Source organism: Moorena producens 3L, assembly GCF_000211815.1.
GTDB lineage: Bacteria > Cyanobacteriota > Cyanobacteriia > Cyanobacteriales > Coleofasciculaceae > Moorena > Moorena producens.
This window is the reverse complement of the sequence record NZ_GL890953.1, coordinates 86,200-101,863: the sequence shown is the minus strand read 5'-3', so window position 1 is coordinate 101,863 and position 15,664 is coordinate 86,200. Positions and strand designations below refer to the sequence as shown.

Below are 15,664 nucleotides of genomic sequence, written 5' to 3'. Positions count from 1 at the left end.
TCTAAATCTTGCGGAAAACTTTGAAAACACGGCCTAGCGTGGCCTATGGCCAAGGACTTTTATCCATACTTTCACTTATCATTAATCTATCAATATTAAATTCTCCCGGGTTTATTTTCATCTGACTGCTGTTCGCGTAGCGTGAGCTTTTAGCTCACCGCTGACCCCTGACTGCTTACCTAACTAATTACTAGGTTTTACAGCTTGTCTTTTGAAAATTTACCTGACCTAATATAAAATACCATGGGCAATTTAGCAAAGTCCATGGTAGAAACAACAATTGTCGATCGGATGAGCAAGACCTTATTAACTTACCTACCCAAAGAAATCCTACTAACCCCTCAGCAGTTAGCAGTATTTTCAGCACTTAGAACTATTTTAAAATTAGCATCAGCCAGTTTGCTAACTATCAGCTTACTTGGTAGTGGTTGTGGAATGGCTAGCCAAGACGATCTAGATTCTGAACAGACCCATGCTCAGCTCCATGGTCATAAAACCGAAACCAGTAATGAGCATAATAAAGAGATGGAGCATAATCACCATAATCACAAGGTCGGCAGCAGTAGTAACCATGGTGAAGGTATGGGTCATCATCATGGCACAATGGAAATTCCTTCTGGTCAACCTGTTCCAGATGTTGACATAGTGGTGTATCCAGATCCGATGACGGGATGGAATTTAGAAATAAAGGTTTCTAACTTCCAATTTTCTCCCAAGAATGCTAGCAAAGCCCATCAACCAGGAGAAGGACATGCCCATCTATTCATCAATGGCCAAAAAATTACCAGGATTTACAGCAATTGGTACTATATTGGCAAGCTTGAACCTGGTAGAAATGAAATCACGGTTACCTTAAATTCCAACAATCATCAGGATTTAGTTCATAATGGTGACATGATTTCAGATACTGAAATTATCGAGGTTATGTCGAATTAGAGGTTATTCCGTACTGGTTATGCTAGATCAAAAGTCTGGCACAGGGAGCAGGGAGCAGAGAGCATGGAAGGGGTAACACAAGATAAAAGAGGGATGCGTCGCTTCTGAGTAGTGTTTTCTTCCACTACTTTCCTCGATTCTTGTGATACCAGAAGCTACAAAACCTGAATTTACCGACAACTGCAGCGAAGTGTATGGTTTTGTGGCTATGTGTTGTGGCTATTTGTTGTGGCTACGAGAGTGGCTCGGAGTCCACGCCTATCGTAAGCATCCCTTATTGCTGCTACCTTCCGGTCCTGACAAGGTTTGGGCGTTGCGATCGCGTCGATCCGAACCACATATTATAATAGCATGAATTTTTCAAAATGGGAAGGAAGATCAATCCTCTTGATCTATTTCGCGAATATGCCCACCCCGTAATAGCATGAAGAGCTTACACAGTGGGGCATACCCACTTTAACCATAAATTTTCCACTGCCGCGAGGGGTAACTTGAACAATCGGATATTGACCATAGTCAGTATCATAGTCAACGGTTTGGCCATTGTTATCATACAGACCTAGGTCAATATCGAGACAAGCATCATCACAAAAACTTACTAAGGTATAAGATTTACCAGCTTCTAGATCCAGGGTAAATGCATAGACTTGGTTTCGGGAAAGTCTATTGACTACCGGTCGATGAGTTGGCATGTAATCCCGGTCTCTTAAATACTGTGCTGCTGCGATTAATTTATTTTCAACTTGCCCCTGACGAGGAGAGCTAGCCAAACCAGGACTGGGTGTGAATAATAAGCTACTAGCTAGGAGAGCTAGTCCATTCCGAACTATCTTAGTATTAATCATATACAATAGCAATAAGCGTTTGAATTAATGTTGACTATAGAGTGATTTTTAGTTATTCCAATTCTTAGCAATGCCTGCAAACAATAAATCTTACCTTTTGGTAATTGATAATAGGTTGCTTATGTTATGATTATCGAAGACTAATGTATGGGATAACGTATACGAATGTCTAACTTATGTATGATTACACTCAACGATGACCAATCTGGCAGGTAATTTAGGATTAGGTATGAGGTAAGCATTCAGCTATCAGCTATCAGCTATCAGCTATCAGCTGAATGCTTACCGATAAGTAGGATTAAACTGACGATACTTGCCAAAAAAAATACTCCGCTGGTGAGCGAAGTAAGTAAGGTTAAATGAGAAATTATCAGCTTTGCTGAACTAAGGAATGATATTAACTATAGTTGGGTAATTAGTAAATGGTTAAGTACCAATTAACCATTACTATCCATTACTATTATCCATGACCGATTAGCCTAAATCATGCCATTGATCAGCAATGTCAAATCCTTAGGTACACAATATTAAAGCTTGGTGCCGCACTCAGGACAAAAATTGTTACTTGCTACATTCTTGGCACCACAGTTACTGCAATAGATTAGCTCTGTAGCATTCTTGAGTAATGGTTTTTCTGGTAAACCGATCATTTGGGCATTACTCTTACCAGGGGCTACCATTGGGTAACAATTCTCGTCTTTGGTTACATGAACATCTAACAACACAGGACCATCGTAGGCTAGCATTTGTGCGATCGCATCCTGTAGTTGATCCCGACTAGTAACTATCATGCCCTTAACCCCGTAAGCCTGAGCCAGTTGCACAAAATCCGGCATCCCGACTTCCATATTTGAAGAGGAATAACGCTGCCCAAAGAACGCTTGTTGCCACTGACGCACCATTCCCTGCCAACCGTTGTTAATAATCACGGTCTTAACATTGATGCCATATTGGGCGAGGGTACCCAGTTCCTGAATATTCATCTGGATACTCGCATCACCAGCAATACAAATCACTTGCTGATCGGGTAATGCTACCTGGACTCCCATGGCTGCTGGCATGCCATAGCCCATAGTTCCCAATCCGCCACTGGAAATCCACTGGCGCGGTCCATTATTAAGAAATTGCGCTGCCCACATCTGATGTTGACCGACATCCGTGGTATAGTAAGCTTTAGGTGCTTGACGCCCTACCTCTACAATCACTTCTTGGGGAGATAAACTATCGGGGTATTGAGGCACCTGCAAGGGATAGTCCTCACGCCAACGGTTAATCCGTGCTAGCCACTCCTGGGTTTGATTAGGTTCTGCTGAGATATTCATTTCCTGGTAACGGCGCAACATATATTGCAAAACCCGGCGCACATCCCCTACAATCGGTACTTGTGGAGAGCGGTTTTTACCCACCTCAGCGGGATCAATGTCGATGTGAATCACTTGAGCATGACAGGCAAACTGATCCAGTTTCCCGGTCACCCGGTCATCAAACCGCGTCCCTACAGCAATCAGTAAGTCACACTCACTAACGGCAAAGTTAGCATAGGCAGTGCCATGCATCCCCAGCATTTTTACCGATAGGGGATGGGATTCATCAAATGCTCCCTTACCCATCAACGTGGTCGTTACCGGAATTTGGAAGATTTCTGCCAGTTGGCGCAGTTCATCATGGGCACCAGCAGCAATGGTTCCGCCACCAACGTAAAGCAGTGGTCGTCGTGCTTGCCGAATTAAATTTAGGGCTTGGTTAATTTGGCGGGGATTGCCCTTTACTGTTGGACGATAGCCCACCAACTTGAGTTGATTAGCTTCCACAGGTACGTAGTCACATTCCTCTAAACCCACGTCTTTGGGTACGTCAATCAGGACTGGTCCAGGACGTCCGGTGCTAGCGATGTGGAAAGCTTCGGCAACAATCCGCGCCATATCAGCAGGGTCACGCACCACATAAGAGTGTTTGACAACGGGCAAAGTAATCCCAAAGATATCGGTTTCCTGGAAGGCATCAGAACCAATGGCAGGACGGGCGACTTGACCGGTTACACAAATTAGAGGAATTGAGTCCATGTGAGCGGTAGCTATACCGGTAACTAGGTTAGTGGCTCCCGGACCAGATGTGGCAAAACACACACCGACTTTGCCAGTAGCACGGGCATAACCATCAGCAGCGTGGGATGCTCCTTGCTCGTGTCGGACTAGGATGTGCTGTATTTTACCAGCATCTTCCCAGTGATAGAGTTCGTCATATATCGGTAGAATTGCTCCACCGGGATAGCCGAAGATATGGGTCACACCGTGACGGTGGAGACTATCCATTAGAGCAAATGCTCCTGTGCGGCGAGTGGGGGTAGTTGATGAAGCTGGGGTTGTTGAGATTACTTGGGATTGCACGCTTATCACCTCTAGTGGTAGATCGGTTCCTTAGGTGGGCTTGACCTTGGCGAATTTAATTCGCCAAGGTCAAGCCCACCTATGCTGTTAAGGGTGTTAGATTGCTGATAATAGCTGAGCAGAATTTTAGAATAACTGTTAATTTTACTACAGTATGGGTTTTGTGTTTCAGTTTACACTCAATATATGGAACTGTCCAGACAACTTGGCAGGATTTTTCCGTTGAGCACTCTCGGTCTAGTTATCAGCTAGAAGCATCAAATAGATAAATCAGTCTACGATTGTATGCCAGTGGTAACTCTAACTAGTTATGCTTTAGGAAAAATTTATAATTTAATTTATCCTATTATTTTTTTAGTGCTAAATAAGTAAGGACTAATTTTAATGGTGAATAAAGTCCCCAATTAAACCAGTAGGATTTTAGATAGTTTTGCAAAATCTAATTATTTTTCGCACCTCAGGCTAGGGCTAAGTTATCGAGTTCAGTTTTTACATCTCGACTTAGACGTTGGATATGTTCGATCGAAAAAGATTGGGGGCCAAAGCGAGCTTGGCTCCGACAATATTCACAACATTCTTGAGCTCGTGATTCAACTGCTTGTCTATGTTTTGCTTTAATTGATTTATCAGACATTACCAGGGAGATGAATATCCAAATCTGCCATGAGGGTGCTTAAGGATATTTGACGTAAACGAGCTAATTCTGCCATGGCTTCGACACGTTTAGCTTCGATAGTTTCCACTTGATCACTTAAAGCCAAAAGTTCTTTATACTGCTCAGCTGTCAGCGTCTCCATTTTTCGTTTTTGAATCAGTTCATCGTAGCGGTTTTGAATGTCTGCTGGTACACCTTGATTAATAGTAATTAGCAACCTAGCCTGATCTGAAGAAAGGCTGGGGGCTTTGCGTTGTGCCTGAAGGGATATGATGTATGCTCCAACTTTCTCCAGTTCAGATAAACTCAGTTGTTCAACAGCTCTAAGTAACTGGTCGTAGGATAGCTGAGCTTCGACTTTAAGATTTTCCATTGGTTGTTAGTCGATTTGAATGCTTATTTAATTATAAAAAAAAAGGAGCGAAGCCTTGGGATAAAGCTAAACACTCCAAGGTAGATTTGTTGTTTAAATGTTTCGCGATAATTAGGATAAAAAACCCTTTGATAATCTAGTCCTTGATTAGGGTAGGAAAGTTGATCGACGCGCGACCTAAGGGTTCAAACGACCCTTAGGTAAACTAAAAAACTTAATCAGCAGTGACTGGTAATTGGTTGAACTCTCTACGTTTTGAAAAGCGTAGATTCTAAGCGGATGTCACTTTGCGGGTTGAAACCACGCTGAGTCCTTTGGACTCGCTTCGCGAACGTGACGCTTCACGATAGGATCTAGACAATGAGTCTAATCTATATCGTTGTGGCAGGTTCAAATCTGCTCTACCGACCTCGGCTAGGGATCTCCCTAGCTGTGTCGCTACTTTTCTTAAAATATTGCAAGCTCCGTTGCAATCTGCGTTAATCAATTCACCTTTTGCAGACCGATAAAGTCCACGCTTCACTCTCTTTCCGCTTGCTGCCCACCCCAAGCCCGAAGGGCACGCTTCGCGAACAGGTTTTGCGCCGAGCACAGGTAGGAAATCACGATCTAAAAAGCTAGCTTTACTGGTGTAACTTTCTTCAGTCTCAAGGAATTTGATACCATACTCAATACATAACTGTTCTATTCGAATTTTTAATTTAGCAGTAGGTATCTGAACAAACTGTTGATTGTTCTTTTTTCCAATATTGATGCTGTCTTTATTGCGCTTGTTCCAACCAAATACAACTGTACTAACGTCATTACTTAAGCACCAGTTAACTATAAATCTAGCAGCTTTATTAACGTTGTCTCGCATTTGTCTGTTGCGTTTCTCGGTCAAATAAGCTAGAGTCTCATCCCAGTAATCCTTGCTCTTCCCTTTTTTAATCGCAGCGACACGTTTGTTGTACCATTGATTTTGAGATTTGACCTTCCTTCCATCCAAGATAAATGATTTGCCTGTAGTAGACACACAGGTTAACCAATTATTCAAACCGGGGTCAATACCTAACACTTCGTCTGTTGATTGAACCTGTTCAGAAGCTGGTCGTTCATAGACAAACTCTAGATACAAACACCCATTCCTTGGAACAAAGCGGTACTCTTTTATTGACTTGAAATCAAGATTAGAAGGCATAGGGAGGATGAAATGGTCTATCCCAAACCAAGCTTTAACCTGTTTTCCTAATGTGAATTTGAGATGGCCTTTTATTAGCTTTACCCACCGAGCAGGATAACTAACTACAGCCAAACCCCCCTTCTTTCGGTAACTAGGAACTCTAGGCTTGATCGCTAGTTGACCTTTCTTGTATAACTTGCTTAAGGCTTTATAAGACTTAAAAGACTCAATAACTCCGTGCAGCGTTTGTTGCGCACAAGCTGACCTCATTGCCTTAAAATGAACATTTGTCTTCATTATCTTATCCAAATCGGCATTTGTAAGGTATTTACCGGCTTTGAACAATATTTGACGACAATAATAGATTCCGCAATTGGTTAGCTTGTTAGCTTCTGAGCAGATAAATTATATTATCGCTCTATTTTCAGCTGTCGTAGTTATAAAATGTTGTTGGCAACCATACATTTGCATCGACCTTTTTGCTATGTTTATTTAAAAAAATACTACCGTAATTAAAATGTCAAGCAAATGCCAGAAAAACCAAAAAGAAGAGTCGGCAGACCAAGCATATATAACGAAAGTAAAAAAACTTACAGTGTGAAGGTAACCAAGCTAGCCTGGGACAACCTAAAAGAACTGGCAAAATCTGCTGGGTTAAGTCTCTCTGAATATGTCGAATATCTAGGGAGAAACGGAAAGCTACCTTGAACACGAGCGCCGGGATTTATCCCGGCTCGCTCCACGCCCACCTAATGAATTAGGTGGCTAACTCTCGCTTGATATTTCTCTGTTTTTCCAGAAAGCAAGGCTTTGGTTGTTGATTCTCCTGCTTGTTGCAATTGTCGTCCTAGCTGTACGTTCAATAACGTTAGGGCTAGGGACTGACCAATGATGGCCAAGAAAACACTGCCATTAGCATAGGGCAAAATACCCCAATGAAATACCGAAAATAGCCATAAAGCAGCAGGAGTCTCATAGGGAGTCATCGACCCAATTGCAAACAGGATGGGGGGTAAGAGAATCAATCCTCCTACTGCTATTACTGCACCAGCAGCTCGCTTCTGTGTTTTCATCAACAGCATTAACTGAGCAACTGTGGCGTAAATCATGATCAGACTGCTATTGAGCAACAGTGCGAAAAGGGCAGGTATCTTGTACTCATTGGCAGGCCAAAGTAATATCCACGTCAGCAACATCGCAGATGCGATCGCACAATTTATTGCCACTGCTACCACAGCTGGACTTTTGTCACCCCAGATTAAGTCAGCTATCACCCCTCCTTTTTTGCGGAAAGTCCGATCCTGATGTCGGTAACGGGCCCAATCTTGTAAGGTTTGTCGATGGGGACTCAAGGCAGCAATCAGAGCTAAAAACAGCACCAGGTTGAAGACCAGCAGCATCTGTGAATTCTCTTCCAAGCCATGGGTATAACCACGCCAGTTTTTGACTTGAGGGTTGAGGGCAAATCCTAAAATCACTGCTTGCAAGCTAGCGGTCAGCCAGTAACTCTGTTGCTTGTTAATCAGGGTAGCTTTAGGGTTATGGAAACAACGATTTAGCCCTTGCCCAAGCCAGTAGGTCCCAACACCGTAGTTGAGGACAATAAAACCAGCCATAGTCCAGAAACTGGCACCGATATGGATACCAAACCAGCGCAAATCTTGGAAACTACGGTGATAAGTAGAAATCCTACTCCCATCAAAGGAATTAGAATCAATCAGGTACGGTAAGACAATGGTAGGATTAAACAACGTTAGCCAATCGGCTGGGTAATGGCTGACACCACTGTCATGAATCACCATGGTCGTGATCCACACAAAGATGAGTACAGCACCAGAACCTAACCAAGCTTGGAAACCTCCTAGAGATCTACTAACTAAGCCAAATAGTAGCGCCATACTATAGCAAAATAGGCAACTGGTACCGAGAACGGTGTAAAATCCTAAAAGCTCAAGCAAATGGATTTTACCAGCAATAGCTGCCCAAAAATGCAATGGTAGGGCAAAAGCAACTGCTAGATAAAGCAATGCTGGTACCCCCAGTAGTTTGCCACCTAGGATGCTCCGGCTTGACTGAGGTGTCAGGCGCAGAAAGTTGAGGGTGCCACGACTTTCTTCTTTGGAGAGGTCACTGATTAGCATATAGGTGCCAACCACCAACAAGCTGAAGATACCGATAAGACTCAGCCAGACAAATACATCTTGCCACCACAGAGACCAGTTAATCTCAAAACCTCCCAAGCCATTTGGTAGGCAAGTAAGGTTGGAATAGTCTTTGACACCAGTGCAATATCGGTTATAAATGGTACGATCACCATCAGCTACTGGTAGCTGACTTCCAAAACCGATCAGCATCACTAACTGACCAACCAAGGATATTGCCACTGTAATCAGGACATTGCGCTGTTTGAAACTCCCTTTGAGTTCTCGAAACACCTGGGGATTCAATTCCCCAAGTTGGTTAACTAAATTATTAAGTGCCATATCGCTATTAGTCTCCTTGTAGTCTCCTTGTTCAGAAACTTGTGCAACAAGATTTAACCTGCTCAAACCTGCACTTAGGTGCGCTTTCCAATGGCCGGGGAACCCGGCCTTGGGTCGCACCTCTAGTTATCATGCAGCTATGATCGAGCTATGATGCTTGCTGATGACCTAATTTAAGGAAAATTGTTTCTAAGTCTTCTTGAGAGCACTGGAATTCTGTCAAGGGAATCCCAGCCTTAACCAGCGATCGCAATAGCTGTGCACAATCCTCTTGACCTCCTGAAAAATGAATCCGCATCCGACCTGGTTCTGGTAATATCTCCCAGTCTTCTACAAGGGGATTATTTTTCAATTCCCCTTTAAGTACATCCAGCTGACCTAGGCTTGACAACAGAATTTGCTGGCGACCAAGACGCTGGTAAAACTCATCTAGGGGTGCGCTTTCTAGCAGATACCCTAGTTCCATGATGCCTACTGAGCTACACAGTTGGGCTAAATCACTCAAGACATGGGAGGAAATTAGAATGGTCATCCCCGCTTCTTGGAGAACCTTAATAATTTCCCGAAACTTCATTCTAGCAATGGGGTCAAGACCAGAGACTGGCTCATCCAGCAGCAGTAAAATCGGTTCATGAATAATAGTTCGAGCCAGGCTAAGGCGCTGTTTCATCCCCCGGGAGAGGGTAGAAATCAAACTATTACGCTTGTTGGTTAATTCAATCAGTTCCAGAACATCGTATAAGCGTTGTCGGCGTTTTGAGCCTCTTAATTTATATAGACGTGCGAAGTAGTCTAGGTAGTCCCAAACCGTCAAATCTTCATAGAGGGGAAAATCATCAGGTAGATAGCCTAAACGCTGTTTTAGCCTAGGATTGCTTTGATCTCTTAGCAAACGCTGACCATTGATGTAAATCTCACCAGTGGTAGGTTCTTCCGCTGCAGCTAACATCCGGATCAGGGTGGTTTTTCCAGCACCATTCGGTCCAATTAAGCCGTAAACTTCACCGCTTTCCACTTGCAAATCCACCTCATGCACAGCCACATGCCGGTCGAATTGCTTGGTTAGTCCACGGGTATCAATAGCCAGTTCTTTTACCATCAGAGTCTGGTTTTAGTTATTTCAATTACCTAAGACTAAGGTCTGTCTGGGCCAATAAAGGACAATACCAAAGCCTTCTATTGGTGGGCGTTCCCTAGCCCTGTGAAAAAGCGCGGGGTCGCACCGCAAGGGTAAATTCAGATGTTGGTTTTTTTTCCAGCCTAGCGCTTTATTCTTGATCTATCGGTTTAGATCTATCGGTTTCGATCTATCAGTTGACCTAGGGCGCTTGAGCTTGCCTAGATTTATTGGAATTATTGATCAATTATTTGAGTTATTGATTTGTATCAGTTATCCCTAGCTTAGGGATTCCTTCCGGACTTTTCTTTTGTGGCGAAGTCTGAGTCTATCAGTTACATCGGTGACATCCCTTAACCTATCCCTTGCCAACTCTGCTGATCAAAAAATTACCCTCATACACCGGCCAGATGCTATAGTATCGAGCGATGCAGCGCGGTCTTGGGGGTTTCCCCCATGAGCGACTGCATCAAGACAACGCTATAACTTATACCCACGACACCTCATACTTAAGCATCGACCAAAATACTATGACTTACTCCTACCGCATTACCCTGCTACCTGGTGACGGGATTGGCCCAGAAATCATGGCAGTAGCTGTAGATGTATTGAACCTCGTTGGCAAGCGATTCGATATTAATTTTAAATTTACCGAGGCCCTAATCGGTGGCGTAGCTATTGATGCTACTAATGAACCCCTACCTACTGATACACTAGAACTATGTCGCAATAGTGATGCGGTTTTACTCGCTGCCATTGGGGGTTACAAGTGGGATAATCTCCCCCGCCACCAACGACCAGAAACCGGATTGTTGGGATTAAGAGCAGGGTTAGGATTGTTTGCTAATCTCCGACCAGCGACAATATTCCCCCAACTGATTGATGCCTCGACCTTGAAACGAAATGTGGTTGAAGGGGTAGATATTATGGTGGTTAGAGAACTGACTGGTGGGATCTACTTTGGACAACCTAAAGGAATTTTTTCTCAGGAAACTGGGGAAAAACGGGGAGTCAATACTATGGCTTACACCGAAGCCGAAATTGACCGCATTGCTAGAGTAGGGTTTGAAACGGCTAAAAAACGTGGTGGTAAACTTTGTTCGGTGGATAAAGCTAATGTGTTGGATGTGTCCCAGTTGTGGCGCGATCGCATTACAACCCTAGCAGCAGAATATCCCGATGTGGAACTGTCTCACCTATACGTGGATAATGCTGCTATGCAATTGGTCAGAGCTCCCAAACAATTTGATACCATTGTTACCGGTAATATGTTCGGGGATATTTTATCGGATGCTGCTGCTATGCTTACCGGTAGTATCGGCATGTTACCCTCTGCCAGTTTAAGTGAATCTAGCCCTGGAGTCTTTGAACCTGTTCATGGCTCGGCTCCAGATATTGCCGGTCAAGATAAAGCTAATCCCTTAGCGATGGTACTCAGTGCTGCGATGATGTTACGTTACGGCTTGAACCAGCCCCAAGCAGCAGATTCCATTGAACAAGCAGTTGTAAAGGTTTTAGATAAAGGCGATCGCACAGGAGATATCATCTCAGAAGGCATGAATCTCTTAGGTTGTCGTGCTATGGGAGATTCTCTAATTCAGTGCCTAGAACAATCTTGATCTTATCCCTTGATATTATCCCTTGATTTGATCGGGTAAACCTGCTGTTACTTATAATAACTCAGGAAAATCTGTTGGTTTCCCCTGGTTAATCAGTGCCCTTTTGCGGAAATACCCCCTTGCTGTTAGGGCGTGATTGGATTACAGTCAAACTGAAATAATAGGGTAAAAAGTGTGGTGTATACATCACAACAAAGACAAGAAAACTACCAAACTCGGCTTGAGCTACCGAAGCTGATAGATCCTACGGTTTTGAGAGCAGCTAAGCACATCTACCGGGTTTACTACGAAGTTCATCCATACCAAGATGAACAGCCATCTGGTGTAGCCATTGACAGATATACCCTCAGAGGAAAGTTAATCTTTAGTGATAAACCTATCCTTCTACCAACTGAATGCTTTGTGCCTTTGAGTCAACTAGAAGGGGACTTTTATTAATAAATATTAAGTAAATCGGTCATTGGACTTAGTTTTATGGTAGTAACCGATAGAAATTAGCAAGTAGTGATACAGGATATGGTTGGAGTATCCGCTGCCTTGACAACGTTGATAGTTTGCGCAATAGTTTTCGCTAGTGGTGTATCTATTGGCAGTTTCCTCAATGTAGTCGTTTATCGACTACCTGCTGGTTTATCCATCCTTTGGCCCCCTTCGCGCTGTCCCAATTGTCTGCATAAGCTGGGAAAGCGAGAAAATGTTCCGGTAATGGGCTGGCTGTGGTTAAAAGGACGTTGCCGTCACTGTAGTACCAAGATTTCCAGCCGCTATCCCCTAGTAGAGGCCATAACAGGTTTACTGTTTTTACTAGTTTTCTGGATGTATGGTTGGGGTTGGCAAACCCTAGGATATTGGGCGTTTTTGAGCTGGCTGTTGACTCTGGCTCTGATTGATATCGATACTATGACCCTACCGAATTCCCTAACTCAGTCTGGATTAGTGGCTGGTTTAGTATTTCAAGGAACTACTGGTTTTTTGCAGGGGTCTCAACCCATAGCAATAATTCCTCAATTAATGACTGGGGTGGTAGGTGCAGTGCTAGGGATTTGGTTGTTTGACCTGATTGCCTTTGGGGGTTCGATTGCCTTTGGTCAATCTGCTATGGGGGGAGGAGATGCTAAACTAGCGGCGATGATGGGAGCTTGGTTAGGCTGGAAGTATTTGCTCTTGGCTAGTTTCATCGCTTGTGGTGTAGGTGCTTTTGCTGGTGGCGCAGCCATTGCCCTCGGTTGGATCAATCGCAAACAGCCCATGCCCTTTGGTCCTTTTCTAGGGTTGGGAGCAGGATTGACTCTACTGTGGGGTAAATTAATAGTGTCCACTTACCTAGAACTATTTTTCCCATTGAGCTAAAAGTTATATTAGGTTTCCTTGACCCATTAAGAATTAAATTCGCGCGATTGTCGCGCCTCCAAGGGCGAGTAAATCGCCCTTGGGTGGCACCTTTCGGCAAAGCAGACGCGGGGCGCGTTCGGGTCGCACCTGTTGAATAATGTTCCCTCACTCTCTAAATTTAGAGGTTGAAACCGATAAACTCAGACTTAGTATATAATAGGAAACCTATAAAAATTAACCTAGTCTAAAATTTTAGCTAATTGTCTACTAATCACAATAAGTATAACTAAGTATAACCTATAAATAAAACTACTATAGATGAAATAGCAATAACAAATTCAACGGCTCTGAAAACTATACTATTGGTGCTATTGGTATTGGCCTGTGTCTTGGATAACAATCAGAACTACCAATCTTCGCTGGGAAGCCGAGCTGATGCAGCAGGTGCTAGCTGCTCATGATATCCCAAGTCGGATTCTTGATATTGGGATCATGTCTTATTTAGGTGCAGGTAGTCCTGCGGCTTTACAAGTTCGCTCACCAGATCAATGGACAGCCTTACTGTTGTTGAGTTCCCCAGAGGAAGAGCAGGCAGGACAATCATAAAGATAAAATTATAGCTAAAAAAATTTAGATAATACGTTAACAGGATAATAAATTTTTATGTCTCTATTGGATTGGTTTGCAAATAGAAAACCTAAACCAAGCCCTAAACAACCTCAAGAACGGGAGATTGCTGATGGGCTATGGAAAAAGTGTGAAGCTTGCGGAGTGCTATCCTACGCCAGAGACCTGCAAGCTAATCAAATGGTTTGCACTGAATGTGAGCATCATATGCGAGTCCCTAGTGACGAGCGGATCCGCCAGCTGATTGACCCTCAGACCTGGATCTCACTGGATGAACACCTACATCCGACGGATCCCCTGAAGTTTTGCGATCGCAAAGCCTATAGTGATCGTTTGCGAGACAGCCAAGAAAAAACCAAGCTCACAGATGCGGTACAAACTGGCACCGGTAAGCTAGAGAATTTGCCTATTGCTTTGGGAGTGATGGACTTCCGGTTCATGGGCGGTAGTATGGGTTCGGTAGTTGGGGAAAAACTGACTCGTTTGATAGAAGAAGCAACCAAGCGACAGCTACCGGTTGTAATTGTTTGTGCATCTGGTGGAGCCAGAATGCAGGAAGGGATGTTAAGCCTGATGCAAATGGCCAAAATCTCTGGTGCCTTGGAACGCCATCGTCAAGCCAGACTACTCTACATTCCAGTTCTTACTCATCCTACCACTGGTGGGGTAACTGCCAGTTTTGCGATGTTAGGAGATATTATCATAGCGGAACCGAAGGCATTAATTGGATTTGCTGGACGACGAGTGATTGAGCAGACCCTAAGGGAAAAGCTACCCGATAATTTCCAGACCTCTGAATATCTGCTAGACCACGGCTTCGTTGATGCCATTGTACCTCGCACCCAGTTGAAAAAAACCCTAGCCCAACTGATTCGCCTCCATCAACCCCAGGCTACTATACCGGTAGCGGTTTCCTTGCCAGAAGTAGTAGGGACTTCGGAGCTGGGAGTAGGGAGTAGGGAGTAGGGAGTAGGGAGTCGGGAGTAGGGAGTCGGGAGTAGGGAATCGGGAGTCGGGAGTGTGGGAAGGGTGGGAGGTGTGGGGAGATGGGGAGATGGGGAGATGGGGAGATGGGGAGTTACATGGTTTCATAAATATTCCCTCTTGCCTTTTGCCTCTTGCCTCTTGCCTCTTGCCTCTTGCCTTTTGCCTCTTGCCTCTTGCCTCTTGCCTCTTGCCCCCACAATTCCCACACTTCCCAAACTGTTCCTTAGTTACTATTGCGCTTAATTATTATGGGCTTTGCAGACCTTTCAATTGTGGAAATTGCCGCCGAGTATGACCTTCGAGTAGAAGAGGTATTCGATCTATGCCAGCAGTTGGGCATTGCTTACAAAAATCAAGACACCCATCTGCCTCTAGAAGATGCCAAGGCTATTATACTAAAAATTTTGTCTGAAACAAAGGGTAATCAGTAATACCTGAGTTCGATAGCCGTGATTGGTTGACTCGGATCCCCCTCAGCGAGAGAATGTGCAGGGAATCAGTTAATGCTGTTTTGAAAAACTAATCCCATATGAGCCACATTTTTAGAGGAGAATCAACAATGAAGCGATTTATATTGCTGATCACGGCAACCCTATTCTTTGCCTTTCATATTGCAGTGGGCAGTTCAGCAGCCCTCGATCTGCTTGAAAAGGACCGCACCGTACCTTTAAATGAAGCAGGTGACATGGTGGTTCTGAGTAACGAAGAGGTCACTGAGGGCTTACGCTTGTTTAACGATAAGTGTTCTCAATGTCACAAAGGAGGTTACAGTAAAACTGACCCTAACGTTACTCTTGCTGCTGAAGACTTAAAGTACGCAACGCCACCCCGTGATAACCTGGAGGCTTTAGTAGACTACCTCAAGCATCCTACCTCCTACGACGGGGAAATTGATATTTCTATATTTCATCCAAGCACTGATAGTGCTGATATTTTTCGGTATATGAGGAATGTCACCACAGATGAACTCGTTGATATTGCTGGTTATATTCTCTATGAGGTCAACACTAAAAGCGAAACGTGGGGTTGTGGTAAGGTCTGTAACTAATTACGTTTGTTTGTAGAGAGGTTAAGAAGCACGAAGCGAAACGCTTTATGCTTAATTTAAGCAGCAAGGGCAGAGGCTTCTTCTGTTGGCAGT

At 43.9% G+C, this 15,664-nt stretch carries 16 protein-coding genes, 1 other RNA gene and 1 pseudogene; 9 read left to right on the top strand and 9 right to left on the bottom strand.

What is annotated here, in order from left to right:
- The first annotated feature begins 243 nt into the window (after positions 1-243).
- Entirely contained in the window at positions 244-936 is a 693-nt protein-coding gene (locus tag LYNGBM3L_RS35065) for a hypothetical protein (protein ID WP_009149962.1), read from the top strand.
- Between the two features lie 239 nt (positions 937-1,175).
- Here LYNGBM3L_RS35065 and ffs read toward each other — a convergent pair.
- From ffs to LYNGBM3L_RS24115, 6 genes and pseudogenes are all read right to left on the bottom strand, one after another.
- Positions 1,176-1,272, bottom strand: an RNA gene (gene ffs, locus LYNGBM3L_RS35500) — signal recognition particle sRNA small type.
- A gap of 56 nt (positions 1,273-1,328) precedes the next feature.
- Positions 1,329-1,781: a hypothetical protein gene (locus tag LYNGBM3L_RS35060; RefSeq protein WP_009149960.1), complete on the bottom strand. Its 453-nt coding sequence runs from the start codon at positions 1,779-1,781 to the stop codon at positions 1,329-1,331.
- Positions 1,782-2,308: 527 nt separating this feature from the next.
- A complete protein-coding gene (ilvB, locus tag LYNGBM3L_RS24130) occupies positions 2,309-4,168 on the bottom strand; it encodes a biosynthetic-type acetolactate synthase large subunit (RefSeq protein WP_009149959.1) in 1,860 nt (619 codons plus the stop codon).
- Between the two features lie 457 nt (positions 4,169-4,625).
- Positions 4,626-4,802 (bottom strand): HNH endonuclease, encoded by a 177-nt coding sequence (locus LYNGBM3L_RS38850; RefSeq protein WP_009149955.1) that lies wholly within the window; start codon positions 4,800-4,802, stop codon positions 4,626-4,628.
- A complete protein-coding gene (locus tag LYNGBM3L_RS24120; protein ID WP_009149953.1) occupies positions 4,795-5,196 on the bottom strand; it encodes a hypothetical protein in 402 nt (133 codons plus the stop codon). The genes LYNGBM3L_RS38850 and LYNGBM3L_RS24120 overlap by 8 nt, the downstream gene beginning before the upstream one ends.
- 271 nt (positions 5,197-5,467) lie before the next feature.
- Positions 5,468-6,823, bottom strand: a pseudogene (locus LYNGBM3L_RS24115) (RNA-guided endonuclease InsQ/TnpB family protein).
- Between the two features lie 63 nt (positions 6,824-6,886).
- Here LYNGBM3L_RS24115 and LYNGBM3L_RS38845 point away from each other — a divergent pair.
- Positions 6,887-7,066, top strand: coding sequence for a hypothetical protein (locus tag LYNGBM3L_RS38845; RefSeq protein ID WP_009149948.1), 180 nt, complete (start codon positions 6,887-6,889; stop codon positions 7,064-7,066).
- A gap of 41 nt (positions 7,067-7,107) precedes the next feature.
- Here LYNGBM3L_RS38845 and LYNGBM3L_RS24110 read toward each other — a convergent pair whose 3' ends face one another.
- A complete protein-coding gene (locus LYNGBM3L_RS24110; RefSeq protein ID WP_044494542.1) occupies positions 7,108-8,841 on the bottom strand; it encodes an ABC transporter permease in 1,734 nt (577 codons plus the stop codon).
- Between the two features lie 148 nt (positions 8,842-8,989).
- On the bottom strand, positions 8,990-9,940 hold the full coding sequence (locus LYNGBM3L_RS24105; RefSeq protein WP_009149944.1) for an ABC transporter ATP-binding protein: 951 nt from the start codon (positions 9,938-9,940) through the stop codon (positions 8,990-8,992).
- Positions 9,941-10,488: 548 nt separating this feature from the next.
- On the opposite strand from LYNGBM3L_RS24105, the gene leuB reads away from it, so the two are divergent.
- From leuB to accD, 5 genes are all read left to right on the top strand, one after another.
- Positions 10,489-11,577 (top strand): 3-isopropylmalate dehydrogenase, encoded by a 1,089-nt coding sequence (leuB, locus tag LYNGBM3L_RS24100; protein ID WP_044494583.1) that lies wholly within the window; start codon positions 10,489-10,491, stop codon positions 11,575-11,577.
- 177 nt (positions 11,578-11,754) lie between these two features.
- On the top strand, positions 11,755-12,015 hold the full coding sequence (locus LYNGBM3L_RS24095) for a hypothetical protein (RefSeq protein ID WP_009149937.1): 261 nt from the start codon (positions 11,755-11,757) through the stop codon (positions 12,013-12,015).
- 78 nt (positions 12,016-12,093) lie between these two features.
- Entirely contained in the window at positions 12,094-12,927 is an 834-nt protein-coding gene (locus tag LYNGBM3L_RS24090; RefSeq protein ID WP_009149935.1) for a prepilin peptidase, read from the top strand.
- A gap of 366 nt (positions 12,928-13,293) precedes the next feature.
- On the top strand, positions 13,294-13,515 hold the full coding sequence (locus tag LYNGBM3L_RS24085) for a hypothetical protein (protein ID WP_009149933.1): 222 nt from the start codon (positions 13,294-13,296) through the stop codon (positions 13,513-13,515).
- Between the two features lie 57 nt (positions 13,516-13,572).
- Entirely contained in the window at positions 13,573-14,502 is a 930-nt protein-coding gene (gene accD / locus LYNGBM3L_RS24080; protein ID WP_009149931.1) for an acetyl-CoA carboxylase, carboxyltransferase subunit beta, read from the top strand.
- Here the strand turns inward: accD and LYNGBM3L_RS44235 are convergent.
- Positions 14,395-14,628, bottom strand: coding sequence for a hypothetical protein (locus LYNGBM3L_RS44235; protein ID WP_154659905.1), 234 nt, complete (start codon positions 14,626-14,628; stop codon positions 14,395-14,397). The two genes, accD and LYNGBM3L_RS44235, sit on opposite strands and share 108 nt — an antisense overlap.
- A 143-nt stretch (positions 14,629-14,771) precedes the next feature.
- Here LYNGBM3L_RS44235 and LYNGBM3L_RS24075 point away from each other — a divergent pair, with 143 nt between their 5' ends.
- Together LYNGBM3L_RS24075 and psbV are read left to right on the top strand one after the other, a co-directional pair.
- Positions 14,772-14,954 carry a hypothetical protein gene (locus LYNGBM3L_RS24075; protein WP_009149928.1) on the top strand — a complete coding sequence of 61 codons (183 nt, stop codon included), beginning with the start codon at positions 14,772-14,774 and terminating at the stop codon, positions 14,952-14,954.
- Between the two features lie 128 nt (positions 14,955-15,082).
- Positions 15,083-15,571 (top strand): photosystem II cytochrome c-550, encoded by a 489-nt coding sequence (psbV, locus tag LYNGBM3L_RS24070; RefSeq protein WP_009149926.1) that lies wholly within the window; start codon positions 15,083-15,085, stop codon positions 15,569-15,571.
- The last annotated feature ends 93 nt before the right edge of the window (positions 15,572-15,664 follow it).

Coding starts and splice junctions, on each gene's coding strand:
- LYNGBM3L_RS35065 (WP_009149962.1), top strand. CDS start 244: ATGGGCAATTTAGCAAAGTCCATGGTAGAAACAACAATTGTCGATCGG.
- LYNGBM3L_RS35060 (WP_009149960.1), bottom strand. CDS start 1,781: ATGATTAATACTAAGATAGTTCGGAATGGACTAGCTCTCCTAGCTAGT.
- LYNGBM3L_RS38850 (WP_009149955.1), bottom strand. CDS start 4,802: ATGTCTGATAAATCAATTAAAGCAAAACATAGACAAGCAGTTGAATCA.
- LYNGBM3L_RS24120 (WP_009149953.1), bottom strand. CDS start 5,196: ATGGAAAATCTTAAAGTCGAAGCTCAGCTATCCTACGACCAGTTACTT.
- LYNGBM3L_RS38845 (WP_009149948.1), top strand. CDS start 6,887: ATGCCAGAAAAACCAAAAAGAAGAGTCGGCAGACCAAGCATATATAAC.
- LYNGBM3L_RS24110 (WP_044494542.1), bottom strand. CDS start 8,841: ATGGCACTTAATAATTTAGTTAACCAACTTGGGGAATTGAATCCCCAG.
- LYNGBM3L_RS24105 (WP_009149944.1), bottom strand. CDS start 9,940: ATGGTAAAAGAACTGGCTATTGATACCCGTGGACTAACCAAGCAATTC.
- leuB (WP_044494583.1), top strand. CDS start 10,489: ATGACTTACTCCTACCGCATTACCCTGCTACCTGGTGACGGGATTGGC.
- LYNGBM3L_RS24090 (WP_009149935.1), top strand. CDS start 12,094: ATGGTTGGAGTATCCGCTGCCTTGACAACGTTGATAGTTTGCGCAATA.
- accD (WP_009149931.1), top strand. CDS start 13,573: ATGTCTCTATTGGATTGGTTTGCAAATAGAAAACCTAAACCAAGCCCT.
- LYNGBM3L_RS44235 (WP_154659905.1), bottom strand. CDS start 14,628: ATGAAACCATGTAACTCCCCATCTCCCCATCTCCCCATCTCCCCATCT.
- LYNGBM3L_RS24075 (WP_009149928.1), top strand. CDS start 14,772: ATGGGCTTTGCAGACCTTTCAATTGTGGAAATTGCCGCCGAGTATGAC.
- psbV (WP_009149926.1), top strand. CDS start 15,083: ATGAAGCGATTTATATTGCTGATCACGGCAACCCTATTCTTTGCCTTT.